Genomic DNA, 21480 nt, shown 5'->3' with positions numbered 1-21480 from the left:
GTCACCCCGATGTTCGATCAGTTCCTTCCCCCCGTTCCCACCCTGCGGCACGCGGCCCGCACGGTCGCGCGGCTCGTGGTCACGGGTGCGGCCGTGACCGCCCTGGCCCTCACCGCGGCCCCGGTGTTCGCCGAACCCGCTGCCGCCCCGGCACATCCGTCCACCGGAATCACCGACGAGGTGCTCGCTGCCATCGATTCGGTGACGACCGTGCGCCTGCCGGGCCTGGAACTGCCCGCGCTGTTCACCCCGAACACCGCCATCGTGGTGCTCGGCTACGGGCTGCTGCCGGACGGGTCCATGCGTCCGGAACTGATCAATCGGCTGCACGCCGGATACGTCTCGGCGGTGCTCTCCCCCGCCGCGCCGGTCATCGTCACCGGCGGCAATCCGCGCAATGGCGTGCCCGAGGCGGCAGCCATGGCGGAGTGGCTGATCGCGCGCGGCATTCCCCCGCAGCGCATCCATGTCGAGACCCAGGCGAATTCGACGGTGCAGAACGCGGCCTTCTCGGCGAAGGTGATGGCGGCCATCGGCGCGACGACCGCCATCCTGATCACCTCCGCAGATCACATCGGGCGCGCGCTCAGCAACTTCCAGGCCGCCGGAATCCCGGTGGTGGCGACCATGACCCCTGATGAGACGCCCCTGTCGGCACAGCCGTTCGGCCCCGGGCAGTGACGGCCCCCCACTCCCAACCCGACAACCCGCCGCGCGACACCGCGGCGGTACGGGGCAGCGACGCCACCCGACCCGGAGTCACATCAGATAGCGGGTGATGCTCTCGGCCACACAGGCCGGACGGTCGGCACCGTCGAGTTCGACGGTGACGGTGCGTTCGGCCTGCACCCCGCCGGGGACGTCGGTGACGGAGTTCAGCGTCAACCGCACCCGAATCGCCCCACCGGCCGGAACCGGCGTGATGAAGCGAACCTTGTTCAGCCCGTAGTTGATTCCGGCGCTGGCGCGGCGCACGGTCATGATCTGCTGGGTGAGCGGCACGATGAGCGACAGGGTCAGAAAGCCGTGCGCGATGGTGCCGCCGTATGGTCCGGCGGCGGCGCGGTCGGCGTCCACATGGATCCACTGGTGGTCCCCGGTGGCCTCGGCGAACAGGTCGATGCGCCGCTGATCGACGGTGAGCCAGTCGCTCACCCCGACCTCGGTGCCGACGGCATCGCGCAGGGCGTCGAAGTCCGCGAACTCGGTCATGCGTCGCGCTCCTTACAGTCCCATATCCTTGGCGATGATCATCTTCATCACCTCACTGGTGCCACCGTAGATCCGGTTGACGCGATTGTCGGCGTACAGCCGGGCGATCGGATACTCGTTGATGAATCCGTAGCCGCCGTGCAGTTGCAGGCACCGGTCGATGACGCGGGCGGCGACCTCGGTGCAGAACAGCTTGGCCGAGGCGGCGTCGGCGGGGGTCAGTTCCCCGGCGTCGAGGGCGTCGAGCGCGCGGTCCACCACGGCCTCGGCGGCGTCGACCTCGGCGCGACAGGCGGCGAGCTCGAACTTGGTGTTCTGGAAGCTGGCCACCGGTTGCCCGAAAACACTGCGCTGCCGGGTGTATTCCTTCGCGAACCGCACCGCGGCCGTGGCCTGCGCGTACGCGCCGACGGCAATGGACAGTCGCTCCTGCGGCAGATTGCGCCCGAGGTAGGAGAACCCCTGATGTTCCGCGCCGAGCAGATCCGCCACCGGCACCCGCACGTCGGTGAAGGTGAGTTCGGCGGTGTCGGAGACCTTCAGCCCCAGCTTGTCGAGCTTGCGGCCGACGGTGTAGCCGGGCGCGGTGGTGTCCACGACGAACAGCGAGATCCCGTGGCGGCGATCCTGTTCGGTGGGCGGCGCGGTGCGGGCGCAGACGATCACCCGGTCGGCATGCACGCCGCCGGTGATGAAGGTCTTGGCGCCGTTGAGCACATAGTGGGTACCGTCCTCGGACAGCGTGGCGGTGGTGCGCATGCCGGCCAGGTCGGAGCCGGTGCCGGGTTCGGTCATGGCGATGGCGAACATGAGTTCGCCGGTGACGAAGCCCGGTAGCCAGCGCTGTTTCTGCTCGGCGGTGGCGAGGGATTTCAGATAGGGCAGGCAGAGTCCGACATGGACGCCCGAACCGCCGAAGGACACTCCGGCGCGCGCGGTCTCCTCCATGAGAATGGCCTGGAACTTGAAGGATTCGATACCCGCTCCGCCGTACTCCTCGGGCACCTCGATGCCGAAGACGCCGAGTTCGGCCAGCCTGTAGTAGAACTCGCGGGGCACGATGCCCTCGGCGTACCACTTCTCGTAGACGGGCACCACCTCGGCCTCGATGAAGGCGCGCACCGTCTCCCGGAAGGCGTCGTGGTCGGCGGTGAAAACCGTTCTGCGCATGATGTTCTCGACCCCCTAGAGACGGCGTCCGCCGTCGACGTACACGGTCTGCCCGGTGACGAAGGCAGCATTCTCGGAGGCCAGGAAGGCCACCACATCGGCGATATCGGCGGGCTGGCCGACCCGCCGCAGCGGGGTGATCTCGGCCGTCTTGGCCTGCAACTCTTCGGAACTCACGCCGAGGCGGGCGGCGGTGGCGGCGGTCATCTCGGTGACGATGAAGCCCGGTGCGACGGCGTTGACGTTGATGCCGTAGGGCCCGAGTTCCATGGCGAGGGTGCGGGTGAAGCCCTGGATGCCCATCTTGGCGGCGCTGTAGTTGGCCTGCCCGCGATTGCCGAGCGCGGAGACGCTGGAGGTGTTGACGATCTTGCCGGAGCGCTGCGCGACCATATGCCGCTGGGCGGCCCGGCTGCACAGGAACGCACCACGCAGGTGGACCGACATGACGGTGTCCCACTCCGCCACGGACATCTTGAACAGCAGGTTGTCGCGCAGCACCCCGGCATTGTTGACCAGGATGTCCAGCGAGCCGAGTTCGGCCGCCACCCGGTCGACGGCGGCGTCCACCTGGTCCTCGGCGGTCACGTCGCAGGCCACGGCGATGGCCTTGCCGCCCGCGGCGGCGATGGCGTCCACGGTAGCGGCGCAGCTGCTCTCATCCAGATCGACCACCGCCACGGTGGCGCCGTCGGCGGCGAGCCGCTGCGCGATGGCCGCGCCGATCCCCCGTGCCGCACCGGTCACGAAGGCGATCGGCTGTGCTGGATTCCCGGGCCCGGGGGTCACGAGCGCGGGACCCGGGGACGACGCGTTCGGAGGCGCGGGACTCGGGGACGCAGCACTCGTGGACGCGGGTGCCACAGCCGCGAGATTCAGCGGCGCGGAGTCGGCAGGTGCGCGGTCAGCGGGTGTGGGCTCGGCAGCCGCGGACTCGGCGGGTGTGGGCTCGGCAGCCGCGGACTCGGCGGGTGTGGGCTCGGCAGCCGCGGGCTCAGCGGGTGTGGGCTCGGCAGCCGCGGACTCGGCGGGTGTGGGCTCGGCAGCCGCGGGCTCAGCGGGTGCGAGATTGGCCGGTGCTGGATTCTCGGGCACGGAATTCTCCTGTCGGGCAGTATCTTTCGGGTTATGCCGGGCGCGGTTCACGCGAAGGCGTTCACGCCGGTGAGGGCGCGGCCGATGAGCAGTTTCTGGATCTGGCTGGTGCCCTCGTAGAGGGTGAGCACGCGGGCGTCGCGCAGGTACTTCGACACCGGGTACTCGTCGATGTAGCCGTAGCCGCCGAAGACCTGGATGGCATTGTTCGCGGCCTTGACCGCCGCCTCGCTGGCGAACAGCTTGGCCATGGACGCGGCGGTGCCGAAGGGCTGGCCGCGCTCGATCAGGTCGGCGACGCGCCAGGTCAGCAGGCGCGCGGCGTCGACCTCGACGGCGATATCGGCGAGCAGTTCCTGGACGAGCTGGAAGGACGCGATGGGTTTGCCGAACTGCTCGCGCTCCCCGGCGTAGCGCACCGACGCCTCCAGGCAGGCCCGCGCCACGCCGACACAGCCCGCCGCGACGCCCATGCGGCCTTTGTCCAAGGCCCCCATGGCGATCCGGAAACCCTGGCCTTCCGCGCCGAGCCGCGCGGTATCCGGCACCCGGACGTCGTCGAGCACCAGTTCCGCGGTGGCCTGACCGCGCAGGCCGAGTTTGCCCTTGATCTCGGTGCGGCCGAATCCCGGTGTGTCCGTGGGCACCAGGAAGGCGGTCACCCCCTTCGGCCCCGGCCCGCCGGTGCGTGCGAAGACGAGCGCGATATCGGCGTGAGTGCCGTTGGTGATGAAGATCTTGGTGCCCGACAGCACCCACTCGTCACCGTCGCGGGCGGCGCGGGTGGTCAGCGCGGCGGCGTCGGAGCCGGTGCCCGGTTCGGTGAGGCCGAAGCAGCCCAGTGACTGCCCGGCGCACAGCCGCGGCAGCCAGTGCGCGCGCTGCTCGGCACTGCCGTAGGTTCTGATCGATTTGGCGACCAGGCCCAGCGATACCGAGACGATGCCGCGCACGGCGCTGTCCCCGCGACCCAGCTCCTCGAGCAGCAGGCAGTAGGCCAGGGCATCGCCGCCGGAGCCGCCGTATTCCTCGGGTATCTCGATGCCGAGGAAGCCCATCGCGCCGAGTTTGCCAACGATCGCCGGATCGACCGCTTCGGCGCGGTCCCACTCGGTGGCGAACGGCACGACCTCCTTGTCGACCCACGCCCGGGCGACCTCCCGCAGTTCGCGGTGCGCGTCGCCGAGTTCGAAGTCCATCTCCACTCCTAACCGAACAGTGTTAGGTTTAACGCCGCAGACGGTATCCTAACGCCGTTCGGTTAATCAAGAGCCAGGTGATAGATTCGGCTCCGACGAGAGAGGTGAGGGCGATGGCCAGGCCGAAGGTGCCGCTGCTCAGCCGCGACCGCATTCGCGAGGCGGCGCTGACCCTCGTCGACCGCGACGGTCTCGGTGAGCTGTCCATGCGCAAGCTGGCGGCCGAACTGGGCGTTCAGGCCGCGTCACTGTACGGCCACTACCCCACCAAGGACGATCTGCTCGACGATATCGCCCGCGGCCTCATGAGCCGGGTCGATACCTCGGCCTTCGACACCGGCGACTGGCGGCACGGACTCATGGAGTGGGCGCGCTCCTATCGCGCCGCCCTGGTGGCGCATCCGAATTTCGTGCCGTACCTGGCCTCCGGGCCGGGGCAGCGGGAGGAGAACCTGCGCGCGGCCGATGCGGTGCACGGCGGCCTGGTAGGTGCGGGCTGGCCGCCGCGCGAGGCCACCATGATCGGCGCGGCCACCCGCTATCTGGTGATGGGTTCCACCGTCGGCTCGTTCTCGCGCGGCTTCGTCGACGATGTGCGGGTCTACCGTGACCGCTATCCGCACCTGGAGCAGGCGCACCTGCTGCGCGCCCGGGCCGACGAAATCGACTCCGAGAGTTTCGAATTGGCGCTGCGTGCCTTCGTGGACGGGCTGGGGCTGCGCGCCGACAGCCCCGGCCCGTCCTGAATGAACCCGGCTAGGCGAATTCCGCGCGCACCTGATCCTCGGTCAGCCCGTAGTCGGCCAGCGAGTACCGGTGTGACGGCTTGCGGTCACCGGATCTGCTCTCCGCGTCGAGGGCGAGCATGGCCGTGCGCGCCGCATCGGTGAGCTCCATGCCGAAGGCCTTGTAGATGGTCTCGATGGTGCCCATCGGATCGGCCCGCAGATCCTCGAACTGGATGTCGAGGAACTGATCGGCGCGGTAGCGCGACCGCGCCGCGGTGAACTCCCGCCAGCCGCGCGACCACAGCTCCAGTTGCGCCGCACCCAGTTTCGCCCCGCCGAAGGAGTTGGACCACCCCTTGGTGGCCTGCTCGGACAGGCTGCACGAGGAACCGATGATGGTGACCGGATCGCGGTGGGTCTGGATGATGAGCGCATCCGGGTACACCCGCATGAGCGCGTCCAGGGCGAACAGGTGGCTGGGGTTCTTGAGCACCCAGCGGCGCTGGTCGCCGAGTCCGATGAGTTGCAGGTTCTTCCGGTGCCGCACATAGGCATTGGTCCAGTCCTGCTCCCGCAGCCACCGCGAGTAGGTGGGCAGGTAGGCGAGGCTCTCGTAGGCGATGGACTTCACCGTCTGCCGCAGCAGCTGCCAGCATTCCTCCACATCGGCGGCGCTCATGTAGTGCACGCCCATGAATTCCGGGTTCTCGATGCGGTGCTGGGCGAATCCGGCGTCGATGCGCTGGTAGACCGGATTGTCGGCCCAGGTGTCGCGCGGCGGCCGGGGTTGCGGGAATTCGGTGAGCCACATCTCCAGCGCTTGATGGGCCGGATCGGCGGCGAGCAGTCGGTGCAGGGCCGTGGTGCCGGTGCGCGGCAGGCCGGTCACGAAGATGGGTCGGGTGACCGGGGTGTCGGCATAGCCGGGATGGGCCTGCCAGGACGCCTCGCTCAGCGCCCGCGCCACCAGTGCGCCGCGCAGGAAGTAGCGGCTCATCTTGCTGCCGAGTTCGGTCAGGTCGGCGTCGCGCTGGTAGGAATCCAGCAGCACGGCGAGCGCCTCGGTGTAGTCGTCGGCCCCGAAATCGGTGAGACCGCAGACCTTGGTGGCGGAGGCGTGCAGGTCCTCGACCGTTCCGACGCCGGTACGTCTGCTCATGATTGTCTGTTCCTCCACTCTCAGACGTGGTATTCGCCGCAGTTGACGTCGAGGGTCTGCCCGGTGATGGCGCTGGCCCACGGGGAGGCCAGGAACACCACGGCGCGGGCGATCTCATCGGGTTCGGGCAGCCGCTTCAGATCGGATTTGGCCGCGGTCTGCTCGTACACCTGTTCCGGGGTGATGCCGTACTTCTTGGCGATCTCGCCGAAGTACCACTTCAGCTGGTCGTTCCAGATGTAGCCCGGGGCGACGGTATTGACGCGAATACCCTTCGGGCCGAGTTCGGTGGCGAGGGTGTGCGACATGGCGTGCAGTGCGGATTTGGCGAGTTTGTAACTGCCGTAGCGGGGTTCGGAGTGCCGCAGCACCGCGGAGTTGATCATGACCACGGCACCCTCGGACTCCGCCAGCGCGGGGGTGAACGCCTGGGTCATCCGCAGATTACCCAGCACGGTCAGATCCAGGCTGTCGCTGATCTGCTGGAAGTCGGTGCGCTCCAACGGTTTCATGGACGGTACCGCGAAGGCGTTGTTCACCAGGACGTCGACGCGGCCGAAGGTGTCCATGGTGCGCGCCACCAGCGTGCGCACCGCCTCGTCGTCGGTGATGTCGGTGGGCACGCAGAGGGTTTCGGCACCCGCCGCCTCCAGTTCGGCCGCCACCTCCTTCAGCCGGGATTCGGTGCGCGCGGCCAGCACGACGGTGGCTCCGGCGGCGGCGGATTCGGTGCAGATGGAGCGGCCGAGGCCGGGGCCGACGCCGCTGACGACGACGACCTTGTCGGCCAGCATGGGGTTGTTCATGAGGGTTCCTGTGCGTTGTAGGGATCAGCCGAGCGGGATCAGCCGAGTTGCCGGTCGGCGAAGGCGCGCTGGCGGGCGGCGATGCGCTCGCGCCAGCCCGCCGCATCGATGCGGTTGTGGTCGTGGTGCGGCAGGTGGGCGGCGACCTTGTCGAAGGGCACCACCTCGGCGACCGGACCTTCCTCGGGGGTGATGGGCCGATCGGTGCGCTGCCAGCGGAACTGGAGAATGCCCTGACCGCGGCCGGTGGTCTCGATCCAGTTGGCGATGCCCGGATCGCGCGCCGACACCACCATGCGGACCATGTCATCCGGATCCACCTGTGCCTGCGCGTGATTGAGGCTGGTCTGGTGGTTCACGTAGTCCAGCGAGATGTACCACATGCTGCCCAGCTGGAAGCCCAGGTACGGGGCGCGCGAGCGCGGGATGGTGATGACGAGCGCCTGGTCGTCGGTGAGGTCGTAGTGGCCCACCGAGGAGTACTGGGTGCTCAGTCCGCCGGGGGTGAGCCGGGGTGCGGTGAGGGTGTTGACCGGCAGGTCCAGGTAGAACCATTTCGGGAAGTTGAACCAGGTGTGGATGCGCGAGAGCAGCATCTTCCCGGCGGCCCGGTAGCGTTTGCGCAGTTGCGCGGTATCGGGCTCGGTCGGGGCGGTGCCGACGGTGTCCACGCGTTCGATGCGGATGCGGCCCTTGGTCTCGTTCGCCCAGTCGCCGTACACCTCCCGCACGGCCAGCATGGACGCGCCCTCGCCGAGTACGACGTAGTTCGGCTCCGGATTCGCCCTGGGTGGGCCGAAGCGCAGCTGGTAGCGGCCGTCGGCGTCGATCTCGAGCCGACGGTCGTCGAAGGCGTCGTCACCGCCCGGCACGTCGGTGGCCGTGTAATCGCCTTTGAGCACTTGGAAACTCAGGTCGACGGTACTGCCGCGCACTCCGGTCACCAGGTATTCGGCCGTCGGTTCGATATTCGCGTGGTAGTAGAGGGTGTCCGGGTTGTCCAGGCCCATCTTGGCGTGCGGTCCGGTGGAGCTGACGAAGTACGGATGCGAGGTGCCGTGCACGCCGGACAGGCGCAGGCAGGCCGAGATGCTCGCCGCCAGATAGTCGTAGCCCTCGGCGTGGTCGGCGTCGGTGCGGATGAACGGCGCGGCGGCGATGAGCTTCTCGGCCTCGGCCACGGCCGCCAGGAAGGGATCGGTCAGCGGCAGCGCCGCCTGGTCCGGTCCGGCGGCGGGGGTTCCGGGGGCGTCTGCGGTGTCGGATGCGGTCATCGGTGTTCAGCGATTCCTAGCTCTCGGCGGATGAGTTCGGCAATGGCGGTCGGGGTGCCGTCGGCGGGGGTGATCACCAGATCGGCGTGCTCGGGGCGCTCGTACGGGGAGTCGATCCCCGTGAATCGGGTGATCTCACCGGCGCGGGCTTTGGCGTAGAGCCCCTTGGGGTCCCGGTCCTCACAGGTGGCCAGCGGGGTGTCGACGAAGATCTCGTGGAATTCCAACCCCTTGTCGGCGTGGATCTTTCGCGCGTTCTCCCGCTCGGCGGCGAAGGGACTGATCAGCGAGACGATGGCGATGGTGCCGGAATCGGCGAACAGCGCCGCGATCTCGGCGACCCGGCGGATGTTCTCCCGCCGCTCGTCGTCGCCGAATCCCAGATCGCCATTGATGCCGTGCCGCAGGTTGTCCCCGTCGAGCAGATAGGCGGGGCGTCCCGCGGCGATGAGCTGCCGCTCCAATTCCACGGCGATGGTGGACTTTCCGGAGCCGGACAGCCCGGTCAGCCACAGCGTCCTGCCCTGGGACAGCCGCTGGGTGCGCTCCACCGCCGAGCGGTGCCAGGTGACCGGTCCGCGGGCCTGCGGTTGTACCGGCGTGCGGCCGGTGATCATGCCCGCGGCGACGGTCTGATCGGTGCGCTCGTCGATGAGGATGAAGCTGCCCGTGGCGCGGTTGGCGCGGTAGGGGTCGAACAGGATGGGCTGGGTGCTGTGCAGGGTGACGCGGCCGATGTCGTTGAGCGCCAGGAGCGGCGCGTCCTCCACCCGATGCAGGGTGTTCACGTCCAGCCGGTAGTCGAGCGCCCGCACCCGCACCCGCGCGGTCTGGGCGGCGGTGCGGATGGCGTAGCGGTCGCCGGGGCGCAGTTGGGTGTCGTCGGAGAACCAGCACACCATGGCGTCGAGTTCCCGGTCCTGATGCGGCTGATTGCCGGGGCGGGCGAGCATATCGCCGCGGCCGATGTCGATCTCGTCGTCCAGGGTGAGGGAGACGGCCATGCCCGCGCAGGCTTCCTCCACCTTGCTGCCGCCCGGCCCCCAGATCTGGCCGACGCGGGTGGCGCGTCCCGAGGGCAGCACGGTGATCTCGTCGCCGGGTTTGAACACGCCGCCCGCGATGGTGCCCGCGTAGCTGCGCCGCGTCTCCCCGCTGGGGCGGATGACGTACTGCACCGGCAGCCGGGCGTCGATGAGATTGCGGTCCGAGGCGATGTGCACATCCTCGAGGTGGCGCAGCAGCGGCGGGCCCGGGAACCAGGGGGTGCGCGGGGAGGGCTCCACCACATTGTCGCCGTGCAGGGCCGACAGCGGCAGGAAGCTGAGGTCGCGGACCTCGAGTTTGGTGGCGAAATCGGCGAATTCCTCGCGGATCTCGTCGAAGCGGTGGCGGGAGAAGTCCACCAGGTCCATCTTGTTGACGCACAGCACCAGGTGACCGACGCCCAGCAGCGAGGACAGGAAGGCGTGGCGGCGGGTCTGCTCGGAGACCCCCTGGCGGGCGTCCACCAGTATGAGCGCCAGGTCCGCGGTGGAGGCTCCGGTCACCATGTTCCGGGTGTACTGCACATGGCCCGGGGTGTCGGCGATGACGAATTTCCGTCGGGGCGTGGCGAAATAGCGGTAGGCGACGTCGATGGTGATGCCTTGTTCGCGTTCGGCGCGCAGGCCGTCGGTGACCAGTGACAGGTCGGGGGCTTGGTCGCCGCGCGCGGTGCTGAATTTCTCGATGGCCGAGAGCTGGTCGCTGAACAGGGCTTTGGAGTCGTAGAGCAGGCGGCCGATGAGGGTGGACTTGCCGTCGTCCACACTGCCCGCGGTGGCCAGGCGTAAGAGATTGCGGCGCATCAGAAGTAGCCCTCTCGCTTGCGATCCTCCATGCCGGAGTCGGAGATGCGGTCGTCGGCGCGGGTCGCGCCGCGTTCGGTGAGGCGGGTGACGGCGGTTTCGGCGATCACCTCGGCGGGAGTGGCGGCGCTGGATTCGACGCAGCCGGTGCAGGTGGCGTCGCCGACGGTGCGGAAGCGCACGGTGGTCTCGTAGGGCCGCTCCCCCGAGCCGAGCCGCAGGAAACGGTTGGTGGCCAACAGCATTCCGTCGCGCTCCACCACCTCGCGACGGTGCGCGTAGTACAGCGACGGCAGTTCCACGGCGGCGGAGTCGATGTACTCCCAGATATCCAGCTCGGTCCAGTTCGACAGCGGGAACACCCGGATGTGCTCACCCCTGCGGTGCCGTCCGTTGTACAGGTTCCACACCTCGGGGCGCTGGGCGCGCGGATCCCAGGCCCCGTACTCGTCGCGGAAGCTGAACACCCGTTCCTTGGCGCGGGCCTTCTCCTCGTCGCGGCGCGCGCCGCCGAAGACCGCGTCGAAGCGGTGTTCGCCGATGGCGCGCAGCAGGGTGGTGGTCTGCAGGCGGTTGCGGGTCTCGCCCGGTCGCTCCGCCACCCGCCCGGCGTCGATATCGTCCTGCACCCGCGCCACCAGCAGGCGCGCGCCCAGCCGTTCGGCGGTGCGGTCCCGGAAGTCGATCACCTCGTCGAAGTTGTGCCCGGTGTCGATGTGCAGCAGCGGGAAGGGCAGCGGTGCGGGCCAGAACGCCCGTCGCGCCAGTTCCAGCATGACCGCCGAATCCTTGCCGCCCGAGAACAGCAGTACCGGCCGCTCGAAGGTGGCCGCGACCTCTCGGATGATGTGCACCGATTCGGCCTCGAGCGCTGTCAGGTGCGACAGCTCGTATCCCGTGGGCATCACTCACTCACCTATCGCGCCGAACGCCACCCGAGCCGTTTCCCTCCGAGGAGCCCTCCGGGTTGCGGTGTCGAATATTCGACGCTATTGTTCGATAATGTGACACCGACGATAGGCGGCGAGCCTGACGGCGGTCAATAGCCCATGGTGAATTCCCCTGCCCCGGGGCCGCTTCCACACCTCCACATGCCCTCCACACCTGCGCACGCCCTTCGCGCACCGACGAGCAGGACGAACGATGACCGCAGCCGCCCAGCCCGAGCCGTCCGCCTCTCCGCCCACCCAGCGGGTGGTGCGGGTGATCGACCTGCTGTCGCGCCGCCCGGCCGATCATCTCTCGCTGGCGGCCATCGTCCGCGCCACGGGCATGTCCCGGGCGACCGCGCACGCGGTGCTGACCCAGCTCACCGCCGACGGCTGGACGCTGCGCGACGACAGCGGCAACTACAGCCTGGGATTGGAACTGGTGACGGTCGCGCGGCGCGCCGAAGCCGCCTTCCCGCTGCGCCGCCTGGCCGCCGATCCCATGCGAAAGCTGGCCGCCCAGCACGATATTCCGGTCTTCCTCGCCGAACGCGAAGCCGACGCCATCCTCGTCACGGAGGTCATCGGCATCCCCTCGGTGCCCTGGATCCGGGTGGGCCGCCGCCTCCCCCTGGCCCCGCCGGTCTGCCGCGAATTCGTCGCCTGGGCCCCCGCGCCCGAACGCGACGCCTGGATCGCCATCGCCGACCCGTCCCACCGACCCCGCCTGAGCGCCGTACTGGACGCCATCCGCACCCGCGGCTACGCGGTCGAGCGCCTCGCCGACGACTCCACCCCCATGCTCGAGGCCCTCTCCACCCTCCGCCACTCCCCCGTCACCGATCCCCTGCGCCACCGCCTCAACGCGATGATCACCGACCTCATCACCATCGACTACCTGCCCGACGAACTCACCGACCACAACGCGGTGGTCTCGGTCGCCGCGCCGATCTTCGGCACGAACCGCGCCACCACCGGCAGTGCTGGTACCGCCGGCGTCGATACGGGCCGCACCACCGACCGCGTCGCCGCCGCCGTAGTCGCCTGCCCCGACACCAATCTCACCGCGGCCGCATTGGAAGCCCTGGCCACCGACACCATGGCCGCCGCTGCCGCGATAGCCGGGGGACAGCGATAAGCAGAGCCGCGCAACGACCAGCGCGCACTCGCATGAACGGCTGTAACCCACGCAACCAACCCAACCCGCGCCACCAACCCCAACCGGGCGTGACTACGGGCAGTCTGTGCAAGGGGCATGCGCGCGCGAAGATATCCGCATCGCGCCAGGACGGGCACGCAGCACACGCAGAACGGGCTCGCACCGCCACCGAACCGGCGGCGTAGCCACGACACCCACCACTGTCCAGGGAACGGGGCAACCTCCCCAGCCGCTACGCACTTCCCGTCCGGGAAACAGGCAACTCAGCAGGCCATACACCGCCTTTGGGTGGGCGCACATCACGCGCGGCGAGCACATACGACACCCGTAGCAGTGCCCTCACCCGCAGCAGTGCCCTCACCCGTGGCAGTGCCCTCACCCGTGGCAGTACCCTCACCTGCGGCAGTGCACCTCACCTGCGGCAGCACACACCACGCCAGACTGCACATATGACGCCCAGACAGCGCACATCACGCGAAGCAGGCACGTGCCGGCATGACGCAGGCCAGCCCAGCGCGTTGGGCAGGCGCGCCGAACCGGAGCGCTCGGGCGGCCTGGGCGGGCGCTTTCCGGATTCGGCGCTCTACCGCTCGTTCGGGACCGAAAAGCACACGCCCAGGCCATATCCCGGCCACCGGGCAGTGCGGCCGGACCTCGCGGGGCCGTGACCCCACGCGGGCGACGGTAATGGGCGGGCGGGCGAGTCGGGAGCCCCCGAATACCGGGGCAGCGGCGGGGGTCGCCGTTCGTCCGGCAGGATCGTCGGGTATGGAGACGATCGATTCGCGCGAGGTCTATTCGAATGCCTGGATGACGGTTCGGGAGGACGCCATTCGGCGCGCCGACGGCAGCACCAGCATCTACGGCGTGGTGGATCGTTCGGACTTCGCGATCGTGGTGCCGCGCGACGGGGAACGGTTCCACCTGGTCGAGCAGTACCGGTATCCGCTCGGGCGGCGGAGTTGGGAGTTTCCGGCCGGATCGCTGCCCGATCGCGCCACCGCCGCCGAACCGATCGAGATCGCGCATCGGGAACTGCGGGAGGAGACGGGGCTACGGGCCGCCACCATGACGTATCTGGGCGAGTTGGCCCCCGCCCCGGCCGTGTGCAGCAATCGCGGACACTATTTCCTGGCCACCGATCTGACCGAGGGCCCGCACGAGCGGGAGGTGGAGGAGCAGGATATGCGGTCGGCCTGGTTCACCCGGGCCGAACTCGAATCCATGATCAGCTCCGGGGTGATCATCGACGCCGACACCGTCGCCGCCTACACCCTGCTCCTCTTCCACGAGCGCACGCGCTGAGCGTTTACGCCTTCGGCTCGATGAGCTGGATGTCCAACTCGATCGCCACCTTGTCGCTGATCATGGCCGACGGGATGGCGGTGGCCACGCCGAAATCGGTGCGCTTCAGCGTGCCGGTGGCGGTGAAGCCGATGTGGTTGTCGCCGGTCTGCGGGAACGGCTGCAGGCCGCCCCATTCGACGTCGAGGGTGACCGGGGCGGTCACACCACCGAGGGTGACCTCGCCGGTGACCTGGAAGTCCTCGGTGACGCGCAGTGGTTCGAGGGCCTTGAAGGTGAGGGTGGGCCGGGACTGCACATCGAGCAGGTCGGCCGCGCGAGCGTGGGCGTCGCGGTCGGCATTGCCGGTGTCGAAGGAATCGAGGTGAATGGTCGCGGAGACGGCGGCGGCACCGGTCTCGTCCACCACGAACTGGGTCTCGAAGCGGTTGAACCGGCCGCGAACCTTGGAGATGCCCAGGTGGCGGACGGTGAAATTGACCGAGGAGTGCGCGGTGTCGAGCGTCCAGGCACCGGTGGCGAGGGTGGGCTGCGTCGAAGTCGTCATACCGGAAACGCTAAGTGGACTCCGGTCCGGTAACCACACCGCGCTGGTCCTGGGACTGACAGGGCGGGGATAACAACCATCGGACCGGGCATCATGGTTGTCGTGGCACAGTCCGAGTTCGCCGAATTCCTGGTGGCCCGCCGGGCCCAGTTGCAGCCCGAGCAGGTCGGCCTACCACCCGGCCGACGCCGCCGCACCCCCGGTCTGCGCCGGGAGGAGGTGGCCGCGCTCGCCGGGGTGAGCGTCGACTACCTCGCCCGGCTGGAGCAGGGGCGCGACACCAATCCCTCCGCGAGCGTGCTCGCGGCGCTCGCGGACGCGCTTCGGCTCACCGCCGCCGAACGACAGCATTTCCTGCGCATCACCTTCGGCATGGAACCGGCCGCCTGCCCCACCGCCGGGAAGGCACACGAGCGGGTGAGCGAGACCTTGCAGGCGGTCCTGGACACCCTGCATCCGACACCGGCGCTGCTGGTGGGACGGCGATTGAACATTCTCGCCTGCAATCCGGCCTGGCGGGATTTCGCGACCCCGTTGGGACTGCTTGACGAGTCCAACCATGGCAATCTGGCGCGCTACATTTTCGGTAATTCCGCTGCGGCACAGCATATTCGCAATTGGCCGGAGGTCGCGGACATGTACATCTCGGCGCTGCGCTCGGCCTGTGCGCATTGGACCGACGATTCCGAGTTGCACGCCGTGGTGGCCGCCCTGCGGTCGTATCCGGAATTCGCCCACCGCTGGCATTCGCACCGCGTCATCGAACACCGCACGGGCATCATGCGATTGAACCATCCCGAACGCGGCGATACCGAGGTGGAGATCGAAACCATGAGCCCCACCCTGGACCAGGGCCTGATGGTGTGGCTGGTGGACCGGAAGCGGGCGCACACACCCAGCCTGCGCCTGGTCAACGAGTAGGTGTCAGCGCAGTGCGGCCCGCGCCTCCATGAGCGCGAAGCCGAGCAGGTTCTCCCCTCGCCACGACGCCGGATCGGCCGCCTCCGGACGGTCGGCGCCGAGCCCGATCCCCCAGATGGTGTCGCGGGGCGCGGCTTCCACCAGCACCTTGTCGCCGGTACCCACCAAGAAGTCCCGAAGAGGCTCGTGCGCACCGAATTTCGCGATACTGCCGCGCACCACGATGTCGTAGCGACGAGCCAGCCAGGTGGCGTCGTCGAATCCGCGCACCGCGCGCCCGAGCCGCTTGGCGTCCGCGGGCGTCGCGCTGGCCAGCACCCGCGCCCGCATCTCCGCGTCGCCGAACAGCCGGGCCTTCTCGGCCATCATGAAATGTTCGGCGCTACGGTAGCTCACGCCGTCCACCGGGAATTCGACCGGCCACCACTGGCTGAGCACCCAGCGGCCCACCTCGCGCCCGGGCGTCCGCGTATGGCCCCAGAAGTAGAGGAATTCCGGCGTCGCCCCGGCCGACATCTCCGCGATCAACCGTGCCCTGTTCATATCGCGCAACGGTATCCGACCGGGCCGACACCTTGCCCACCATTATTCGCCCGCCCCTTACCGCGAGGCAGCCACCTCGCGGTATTTATCACGAAACGGTAACGTACGATCCATGACGCAAGAGACCGGAGTGATGTTGAGCTCGTGGCTGCTCCGGCTCTTGGCCACGGCCAGAACGGATCCCAATGTCGCGCGCACCGCCATGGTGATGCCGCTCGCGGATACCGTCGAACTGGCCAAGACCTCCTTCGCCGCCGGCGATCCCGAACTGCGGTCGGTGGGTGTCGCGCTCACCTCGGAGATCCTGATGCAGTGGCGGACTTCGCAACCCGAGTTGCTCGCCGAATTGGCCCGCTGTGTCGCCGATCCGGACTATCACAGCGATGATGCGGCGGGGGTGCTGGCGGCCGTCGCGGGCACGGAACCAAGCCAGGATTTCGCACCGCTGGTACCGGTCATGGTCGCCGCGCTCGGACATGAGAGCTCTTTCGGCTCGGTCACTCTCGCACTGTCGCGCCTGCGCCACCGGGCCGCCATCGACACCGTGCGCGACTGGCTGACCAGCGGCCGCATCGGCATGCTCCGCGACCCCTTCGATATCGACCACGTCCTGACTCCCCTGGTCGACTTCGCCGACGCGCTGCTGCCGGGCATCCGCACCTGCCTCGCCACCGAGGGCTACCACAGCGCCCTGCGCCCGCTCCTGCGCGCCTTGACGGCGTGGGGTCCGGCGGCCGCACCGGCCGTGCCGGAACTGTTGCCGTACTTGCGCACCGGCCATGCGCGCTGGGCCTGCGAGGTGATCGGCGCGATCGGCCCGGCCGCGCACCCGGCGGCGGATCTCCTCGAACGCTTCGCCCTGGGCGCGGAGCAGCCGCCCCGGCACGACACAGATCTCCCGCCCGACACCTCCTTGCGCTGGCACGGCACCCAGACCGCCGCCTGGGCGCACTGGCGGGTCACCGGCGAACCGGAGGTGACCCTGCGTATCTTCGGCGAAGCCGTGGAAACCGGTATCGCCGTCGACTTCGACCGCCTCGCCGAACTCGGTCCCCTCGCCGCGCCTTTCGCCGACGACGTCCGCAAACGCCTGGGATCCCCGGGCGGCTGGGAACGCGTCCACGCCGCCTCGGCCTGGTGGCGCATCACCGGCGACCCGGACCCGGCACTACCGGTACTCCTAGCCGCCCTGACCCCCTTGAACTCGGGCTACGCCGACGCCGACTGCCGCGCCGCCGCCCGCCTCATCAGCGAGATCGGCTCCCCCGCCACCGCCGCCGCTCCCCTCCTCGAAACCGTCCTCTCGACCGAACGCCGCTTCGCTTCTCTCCCACCCCACCGCACCCGGCAGTCCCAGACGGAACTACTGGCCGCCGACTGGGATTCCGAACTCCAGACTTCGGCGCGTATCGGGCTGACCGCCATGGAATCCGTCTGAGTTGTCTTCCTCGCGCCAGTCGGAATGGTCGGGAGTGAGAGTTCGGTGACGGGGCTGCGATCCGGTGGTGCTCGCGCATGCACTGTCGGCGCGGTGGCGTTACGGTTCCGATCGAGCATCGCCCGCCAGTACAGCTACGGCTGTTCCGACGATGCCGGGCAGTCCCAGGCTCGCGCCCAGTATCGGTATGAATCCGAATCCGATATTCGCAGCGTCCACGCGTGGCCGCATCACCAGGAATACCGCGTAGGCCACGATGCCGATTCCGCCGATCACCGAGTACCACACGCGGAAGCGGCGCTGAGGGTTTCGACCATGGCGTTCGCCTCTCAGTGCGTGGATTCGTGCGCTCGGCACCGCTCCGAATTGCCGAACTCGATCGGTTGCGTGACATAGGAATTCGGAAAACGGTGCAGAGAGAGCGCTCCTGGCGATCCTGCTTCGGCGAGGATCTGCGAGATACGGTGTTCGAGGAACGCGCCGTAGACACACATAGCAGGGGCATCGGCCAAAGAATCCGCTCCCGATCGTCAACGGGAAGGCTACATTTGTCGCCTCACTGTAACGACGGGAAGATGCCAGTCAGCGACCCCGACATCAACTGAAGCGTGTCGCGAAATCCATCACCGGTAAGCCTTCTGGTGCCGAGGAAACGGCCGGTTTCGACCGTCTCCGTTGGGGGTTGGAAGATATGAAGTGTGGTGACGTTGGGTGCCTTTCCTGACTTTCGCTGACGCCGGGTTGGGTGCCGTTGGGTGGCTATTCCAGCCCACGGACTGGCTGTGGGGGCGTTCTAGAGATTCAAACCCATGGGAAGTCTCGTCAGGGGTGAGCCTGTGGGCCTGGGAATGACCCGCACGGAATGGGTTCCGTGCGGGTGGTCCTGTATACCGGTGCCACGATGGAGGTTGGTGGCCCGTCCGCAAGGTGTGGTGGTGGGGCTTATTGCCGTAACGGTGGTGGCGGTAGCCCGGCGTCTTGTTTCACGCGCAGGCGGTGGATGGCCGAGCCGAGGAGTTCGTCGCCGTGATGGCGGTGATTGACCCGGTGTCTGCGTGTCGGGTCGTGGTGGGTCGGGGGCCGCCACCCGGTACGACCCGGATACGTAGTGTGCGCACCCAGACGTTCGGTGGCCCACCCGGTCGGGTCGTCGGCGTCCTCGGCGACCTGGGCATGATGCCGATCGCACACCAGGGTCAGGTTGTCGATATCGGTGCCACCCCCGTGTGCCCACGGGATCAGATGGTGCACCGCGCACATCGTCGCGGGCACGTCACAACCAGGGAAGGTACAGCCACGGTCACGGGCCACACACGCCAACCGCTGCCAGCGCGACGCGAGGCGTTGCCCACGCCCGAGGTAGAGCGGGACGCCGTCACGGCCGAAGAGCAACAGCCACGGGTAGCGGCCTTCGGCCAGCCGCAACGCGGCCGGGATCGACATCGTCGTGCCCGCCGCAGTGACCGCGTGCCCGGTGCCGCGTTCGAGGTCCTCGAGGCGCATGGTGAGCACGACCGAGACGGGCATGCCGCGGTGGCTGCCGAGGGTTTTCGCGCCCCCGGTCGCGGTCAGGAACGCGGTGAGGGCGTCATGGTTGCGTTGGGCGATGGTGCGGGTGTCGCGTTCGGCGGCGGCCTCGAGGGTCTTGGGGTCGATCGCGCGGGCACCGAGGGTGGGGCTGTCGGGGTCGGCGGAGTTGCACATGCCCGGTCGCGCGCCCTTGGCCAGCACCGCGTCCAGCAGCGCCCGCAACTGGGGGGTGAGCAGCCCGCTGATCTCGGTCATGCCGTCGATGCGTTGACGTCCCACCGTGATCCCCCGGACGCGGGCACGGTCACGGTCGTCGGTCAGGGTGCCGTCGGGGTCGAGGTGGGCCAGGATCGATTCCCCGACCGTCACGATCGCGTCCGGGGTCAGCTCGCACGCGTGCTCGGCCAACAACCGTTCGGCCTCTACCCGTATCTCGGTCGGTACGGCGGCGGGGATGCGGTCCATGACCGTCATGATGCGGCGGGCGTGTTCGACCGACAGCAGCCCGGCCGCTTGCTGGGCGGCGGTGTGCGGGTATTCCGGTTCCCGGTCCTCACCGTGCACGAAATGGAACACGCCGAGTTTCTGTGCTGCGCGTCGTCGTGCTCCGGCCTCGGCCATCGAGATCCGCAGGGTTTCACTCAAATACTTCGCCAGGCTCTTGCACCCGGCGCGTTCGGGCAGGTGCCGGTCACCGGTCTCGATGACCAGGCGATGCGACACCGCACCCAGTCGGGCACGGACGGCTTCGACGCGTCGCATCAGTTCCACGAAGTCGGTGTCGGTGTAGCGGGTCAGGTCCTCGTCGAGCAGGGCGGTGGCCGCGGTCGTCAATTCCTCCACGACCGCGAATACCTCACCCGCCCGGCTCGTATTCATGCCGTAATTCTATCGGGAAAAGGGTTGCGGCAGAATGAGAAAACCAATTCACGCACCCCTTCCAGCAAGCCGGATTTGTCCTTTTCTCGTCATCTGCCGTTCAAAGTCCGTTGAGAAACCTCGGCAAAGGTCACCCCCATGGCCCTACACACCGGCTTCACTCGACGCACCCTTTTGCGCACCTCCGCCTTCGGCTTGGTGGCCGCTCCCGCGCTGATCTCCTGCTCCACTGACGGCCCGGCCGTCGTCCGCCAGCGCCCCACGCTCACGCACGGGGTCGCGGTCGGCGATCCGCGCCCGGACGGTGCCCTCATCTGGGCACGCTCCGATGCCCCGGCCAAGCTCATCGTCGAAACCGCCGGTACCGAATCCTTCAACGACCCACGGCGTTTCGAGGGCCCGCTGCTGACACCGGAGACGGACGGCACCGGGCGGCTCCGGATCGCCGGGTTGCAGCCGGGTCAGCAGGTGCACTACCGGGTCACCCTGGAGGCCGCGGACGGTGCGACGTCCGAGCCGATCACGGGCGTCTTCCGCACCGTTCCCAGCGCGCCGTCGGATATCAAGATCCTCTGGTCCGGCGATGTGGCAGGTCAGGGGTACGGCAGCAATCCGGATCTCGGTGGCATGCAGGTCTTCTCCACCATGGCCGCTCGCGACCCGCACCTGTTCCTGCACTCCGGTGACTCCATCTACGCCGACGGTCCGCTCCAGGAGTCGGTCACCCTGCCGGACGGCCGAGTCTGGCGCAACACCGTCACCGAGGCGAAATCGGCTGTGGCGCAGACTCTCGAACAATTCCGGGGCAACTACGCCTACAACCTGTCCGACGAGAACTACCGGCGGTTCAACGGCTCGGTCGCGCAGCTGGTGCAGTGGGACGACCACGAGACCGTGAACAACTGGTCGCCGGGTGGGACGGTCGCCGCCGCCAAGGGCTACTCGGAACGGAATATGGACACCCTCGCCACCCGCTCGTGGCAGGCGTTCCACGAATGGATGCCGGTGGATCCCCGGGAGGCCGTGGACGGTCGACTGTTCCGCAAGGTTTCCTACGGGCCGCTGCTGGACGTGTTCGTGCTCGATATGCGCACCTACAAGGATCCCAATACCGAGAACACCGGGGCCGACGGCCGGATTCTCGGACCGGCCCAAACCCGGTGGCTCATGGACGGTCTGCGTGATTCCACGGCCACCTGGAAGATCGTCGCCAACGATTTGCCGCTGGGGCTGGTGGTCAAGGACGGTGAGCAGAAGGACCGGACCGCTTTCGAAGGGGTGGCCAACAACGATCCGGGCGCGCCCTCGGGACGGGAGGCCGAGATCGCGCGAGTGCTGTCCTCGATCAAGACGAACCGGGTGACCGGGGTGGTCTGGTTGACGGCCGACGTGCACTACACCGCCGCCCACCACTACTCTCCGAGCCGGGCCGCCTTCACCGATTTCGACGAGTTCTGGGAGTTCGTGTCCGGCCCGCTCAATGCCGGTGCGTTCGGACCCAACGACCTGGATGGCACCTTCGGGCCGGAGGCGGTATTCGTGCACGCCCCGGCCACGCCGAACACCTCTCCGCTGGACGGTGAGTTCCAGCATTTCGGCGAGGTGCTCATCGACGGGCGCAGCCGGGAGTTGACGGTGAATCTGTGCGACGCGAGCGGGAAGATCCTGTTCACTCAGCGCTTGTCTCCCGCTGGCTGATCGGCCATCGGGACAGGGGCGCGCAACCTCCGGTTTTG

Annotated in this window: 20 protein-coding genes; 7 read left to right on the top strand and 13 right to left on the bottom strand. The window is 68.5% G+C overall.

The features are described 5' to 3' along the window. The first annotated feature begins 9 nt into the window (after window positions 1–9). Window positions 10–681 (top strand): YdcF family protein, encoded by a 672-nt coding sequence (locus QJS31_RS08265; RefSeq protein ID WP_282782761.1) that lies wholly within the window; start codon window positions 10–12, stop codon window positions 679–681. Between the two features lie 78 nt (window positions 682–759). On the opposite strand, the gene QJS31_RS08260 is transcribed toward QJS31_RS08265, so the two are convergent. The 4 genes from QJS31_RS08260 to QJS31_RS08245 all read right to left on the bottom strand — a co-directional run bounded on the left by QJS31_RS08260 (window position 760) and on the right by QJS31_RS08245 (window position 4676). Next, window positions 760–1212 carry a MaoC family dehydratase gene (locus QJS31_RS08260; RefSeq protein WP_306356345.1) on the bottom strand — a complete coding sequence of 151 codons (453 nt, stop codon included), beginning with the start codon at window positions 1210–1212 and terminating at the stop codon, window positions 760–762. Between the two features lie 12 nt (window positions 1213–1224). Next, window positions 1225–2382 (bottom strand): acyl-CoA dehydrogenase family protein, encoded by a 1158-nt coding sequence (locus tag QJS31_RS08255; protein ID WP_306356344.1) that lies wholly within the window; start codon window positions 2380–2382, stop codon window positions 1225–1227. Between the two features lie 15 nt (window positions 2383–2397). Continuing rightward, window positions 2398–3171 carry a 3-oxoacyl-ACP reductase FabG gene (gene fabG / locus QJS31_RS08250; RefSeq protein ID WP_306356343.1) on the bottom strand — a complete coding sequence of 258 codons (774 nt, stop codon included), beginning with the start codon at window positions 3169–3171 and terminating at the stop codon, window positions 2398–2400. A 353-nt stretch (window positions 3172–3524) separates the two neighbouring features. After that, on the bottom strand, window positions 3525–4676 hold the full coding sequence (locus QJS31_RS08245) for an acyl-CoA dehydrogenase family protein (RefSeq protein WP_306356342.1): 1152 nt from the start codon (window positions 4674–4676) through the stop codon (window positions 3525–3527). A gap of 113 nt (window positions 4677–4789) precedes the next feature. Between QJS31_RS08245 and QJS31_RS08240 the strand changes: the two genes are divergently transcribed. Further along, window positions 4790–5422, top strand: coding sequence for a TetR/AcrR family transcriptional regulator (locus QJS31_RS08240; RefSeq protein WP_282782751.1), 633 nt, complete (start codon window positions 4790–4792; stop codon window positions 5420–5422). 10 nt (window positions 5423–5432) lie between these two features. Here the strand turns inward: QJS31_RS08240 and QJS31_RS08235 are convergent, their stop codons facing one another. Genes QJS31_RS08235 through cysD form a run of 5 tightly spaced genes read right to left on the bottom strand, consistent with a single transcriptional unit; the run spans window position 5433 to window position 11398 of the window. After that, window positions 5433–6563, bottom strand: a complete 1131-nt coding sequence (locus QJS31_RS08235) for a sulfotransferase (RefSeq protein WP_282782749.1) — start codon at window positions 6561–6563, stop codon at window positions 5433–5435. Between the two features lie 20 nt (window positions 6564–6583). Beyond that, window positions 6584–7369: an SDR family oxidoreductase gene (locus tag QJS31_RS08230; protein WP_282782747.1), complete on the bottom strand. Its 786-nt coding sequence runs from the start codon at window positions 7367–7369 to the stop codon at window positions 6584–6586. Window positions 7370–7407: 38 nt separating this feature from the next. Next, entirely contained in the window at window positions 7408–8643 is a 1236-nt protein-coding gene (locus QJS31_RS08225) for a hypothetical protein (protein WP_282782745.1), read from the bottom strand. Further along, window positions 8640–10493, bottom strand: coding sequence for an adenylyl-sulfate kinase (cysC, locus tag QJS31_RS08220; protein WP_282782743.1), 1854 nt, complete (start codon window positions 10491–10493; stop codon window positions 8640–8642). Before cysC ends, QJS31_RS08225 begins: the two co-directional genes overlap by 4 nt. Continuing rightward, window positions 10493–11398 (bottom strand): sulfate adenylyltransferase subunit CysD, encoded by a 906-nt coding sequence (gene cysD / locus QJS31_RS08215; RefSeq protein ID WP_282782741.1) that lies wholly within the window; start codon window positions 11396–11398, stop codon window positions 10493–10495. The genes cysC and cysD overlap by 1 nt, the downstream gene beginning before the upstream one ends. 238 nt (window positions 11399–11636) lie before the next feature. Here cysD and QJS31_RS08210 point away from each other — a divergent pair, with 238 nt between their 5' ends. Both QJS31_RS08210 and QJS31_RS08205 read left to right on the top strand, forming a co-directional pair. After that, window positions 11637–12560 (top strand): helix-turn-helix domain-containing protein, encoded by a 924-nt coding sequence (locus QJS31_RS08210; RefSeq protein ID WP_306356341.1) that lies wholly within the window; start codon window positions 11637–11639, stop codon window positions 12558–12560. A 789-nt stretch (window positions 12561–13349) separates the two neighbouring features. After that, entirely contained in the window at window positions 13350–13886 is a 537-nt protein-coding gene (locus QJS31_RS08205; RefSeq protein ID WP_029929401.1) for an NUDIX hydrolase, read from the top strand. Between the two features lie 4 nt (window positions 13887–13890). Here QJS31_RS08205 and QJS31_RS08200 read toward each other — a convergent pair whose 3' ends face one another. Then, window positions 13891–14433, bottom strand: coding sequence for a YceI family protein (locus QJS31_RS08200; RefSeq protein ID WP_282786102.1), 543 nt, complete (start codon window positions 14431–14433; stop codon window positions 13891–13893). Between the two features lie 93 nt (window positions 14434–14526). Between QJS31_RS08200 and QJS31_RS08195 the strand changes: the two genes are divergently transcribed. After that, the gene (locus QJS31_RS08195; RefSeq protein WP_282786101.1) at window positions 14527–15354 is read left to right on the top strand and encodes a helix-turn-helix domain-containing protein; all 828 of its coding nucleotides are present in this window, start codon (window positions 14527–14529) and stop codon (window positions 15352–15354) included. Window positions 15355–15357: 3 nt separating this feature from the next. Here QJS31_RS08195 and QJS31_RS08190 read toward each other — a convergent pair whose 3' ends face one another. Next, on the bottom strand, window positions 15358–15897 hold the full coding sequence (locus QJS31_RS08190) for an NADAR family protein (protein WP_306356340.1): 540 nt from the start codon (window positions 15895–15897) through the stop codon (window positions 15358–15360). A 112-nt stretch (window positions 15898–16009) separates the two neighbouring features. Here QJS31_RS08190 and QJS31_RS08185 point away from each other — a divergent pair, with 112 nt between their 5' ends. Further along, window positions 16010–17335, top strand: coding sequence for a hypothetical protein (locus QJS31_RS08185; RefSeq protein WP_306356339.1), 1326 nt, complete (start codon window positions 16010–16012; stop codon window positions 17333–17335). Window positions 17336–17434: 99 nt separating this feature from the next. Here the strand turns inward: QJS31_RS08185 and QJS31_RS08180 are convergent, their stop codons facing one another. Further along, window positions 17435–17611, bottom strand: a complete 177-nt coding sequence (locus QJS31_RS08180) for a hypothetical protein (protein WP_282786587.1) — start codon at window positions 17609–17611, stop codon at window positions 17435–17437. A gap of 666 nt (window positions 17612–18277) precedes the next feature. Continuing rightward, complete coding sequence (locus QJS31_RS08175) at window positions 18278–19744, bottom strand: HNH endonuclease signature motif containing protein (protein WP_306356338.1); 1467 nt, start codon at window positions 19742–19744, stop codon at window positions 18278–18280. A gap of 138 nt (window positions 19745–19882) precedes the next feature. Between QJS31_RS08175 and QJS31_RS08170 the strand changes: the two genes are divergently transcribed. Further along, window positions 19883–21442 (top strand): alkaline phosphatase, encoded by a 1560-nt coding sequence (locus tag QJS31_RS08170; protein WP_282781916.1) that lies wholly within the window; start codon window positions 19883–19885, stop codon window positions 21440–21442. Window positions 21443–21480: the final 38 nt, after the last annotated feature.

The sequence above is a fragment of the Nocardia sp. CC213A genome, assembly GCF_030766805.1.
Taxonomy (GTDB): Bacteria; Actinomycetota; Actinomycetes; order Mycobacteriales; family Mycobacteriaceae; genus Nocardia; species Nocardia otitidiscaviarum.
Note: the sequence above shows the minus strand (reverse complement) of the source record. Positions and strands in the feature narration are given on the sequence as shown.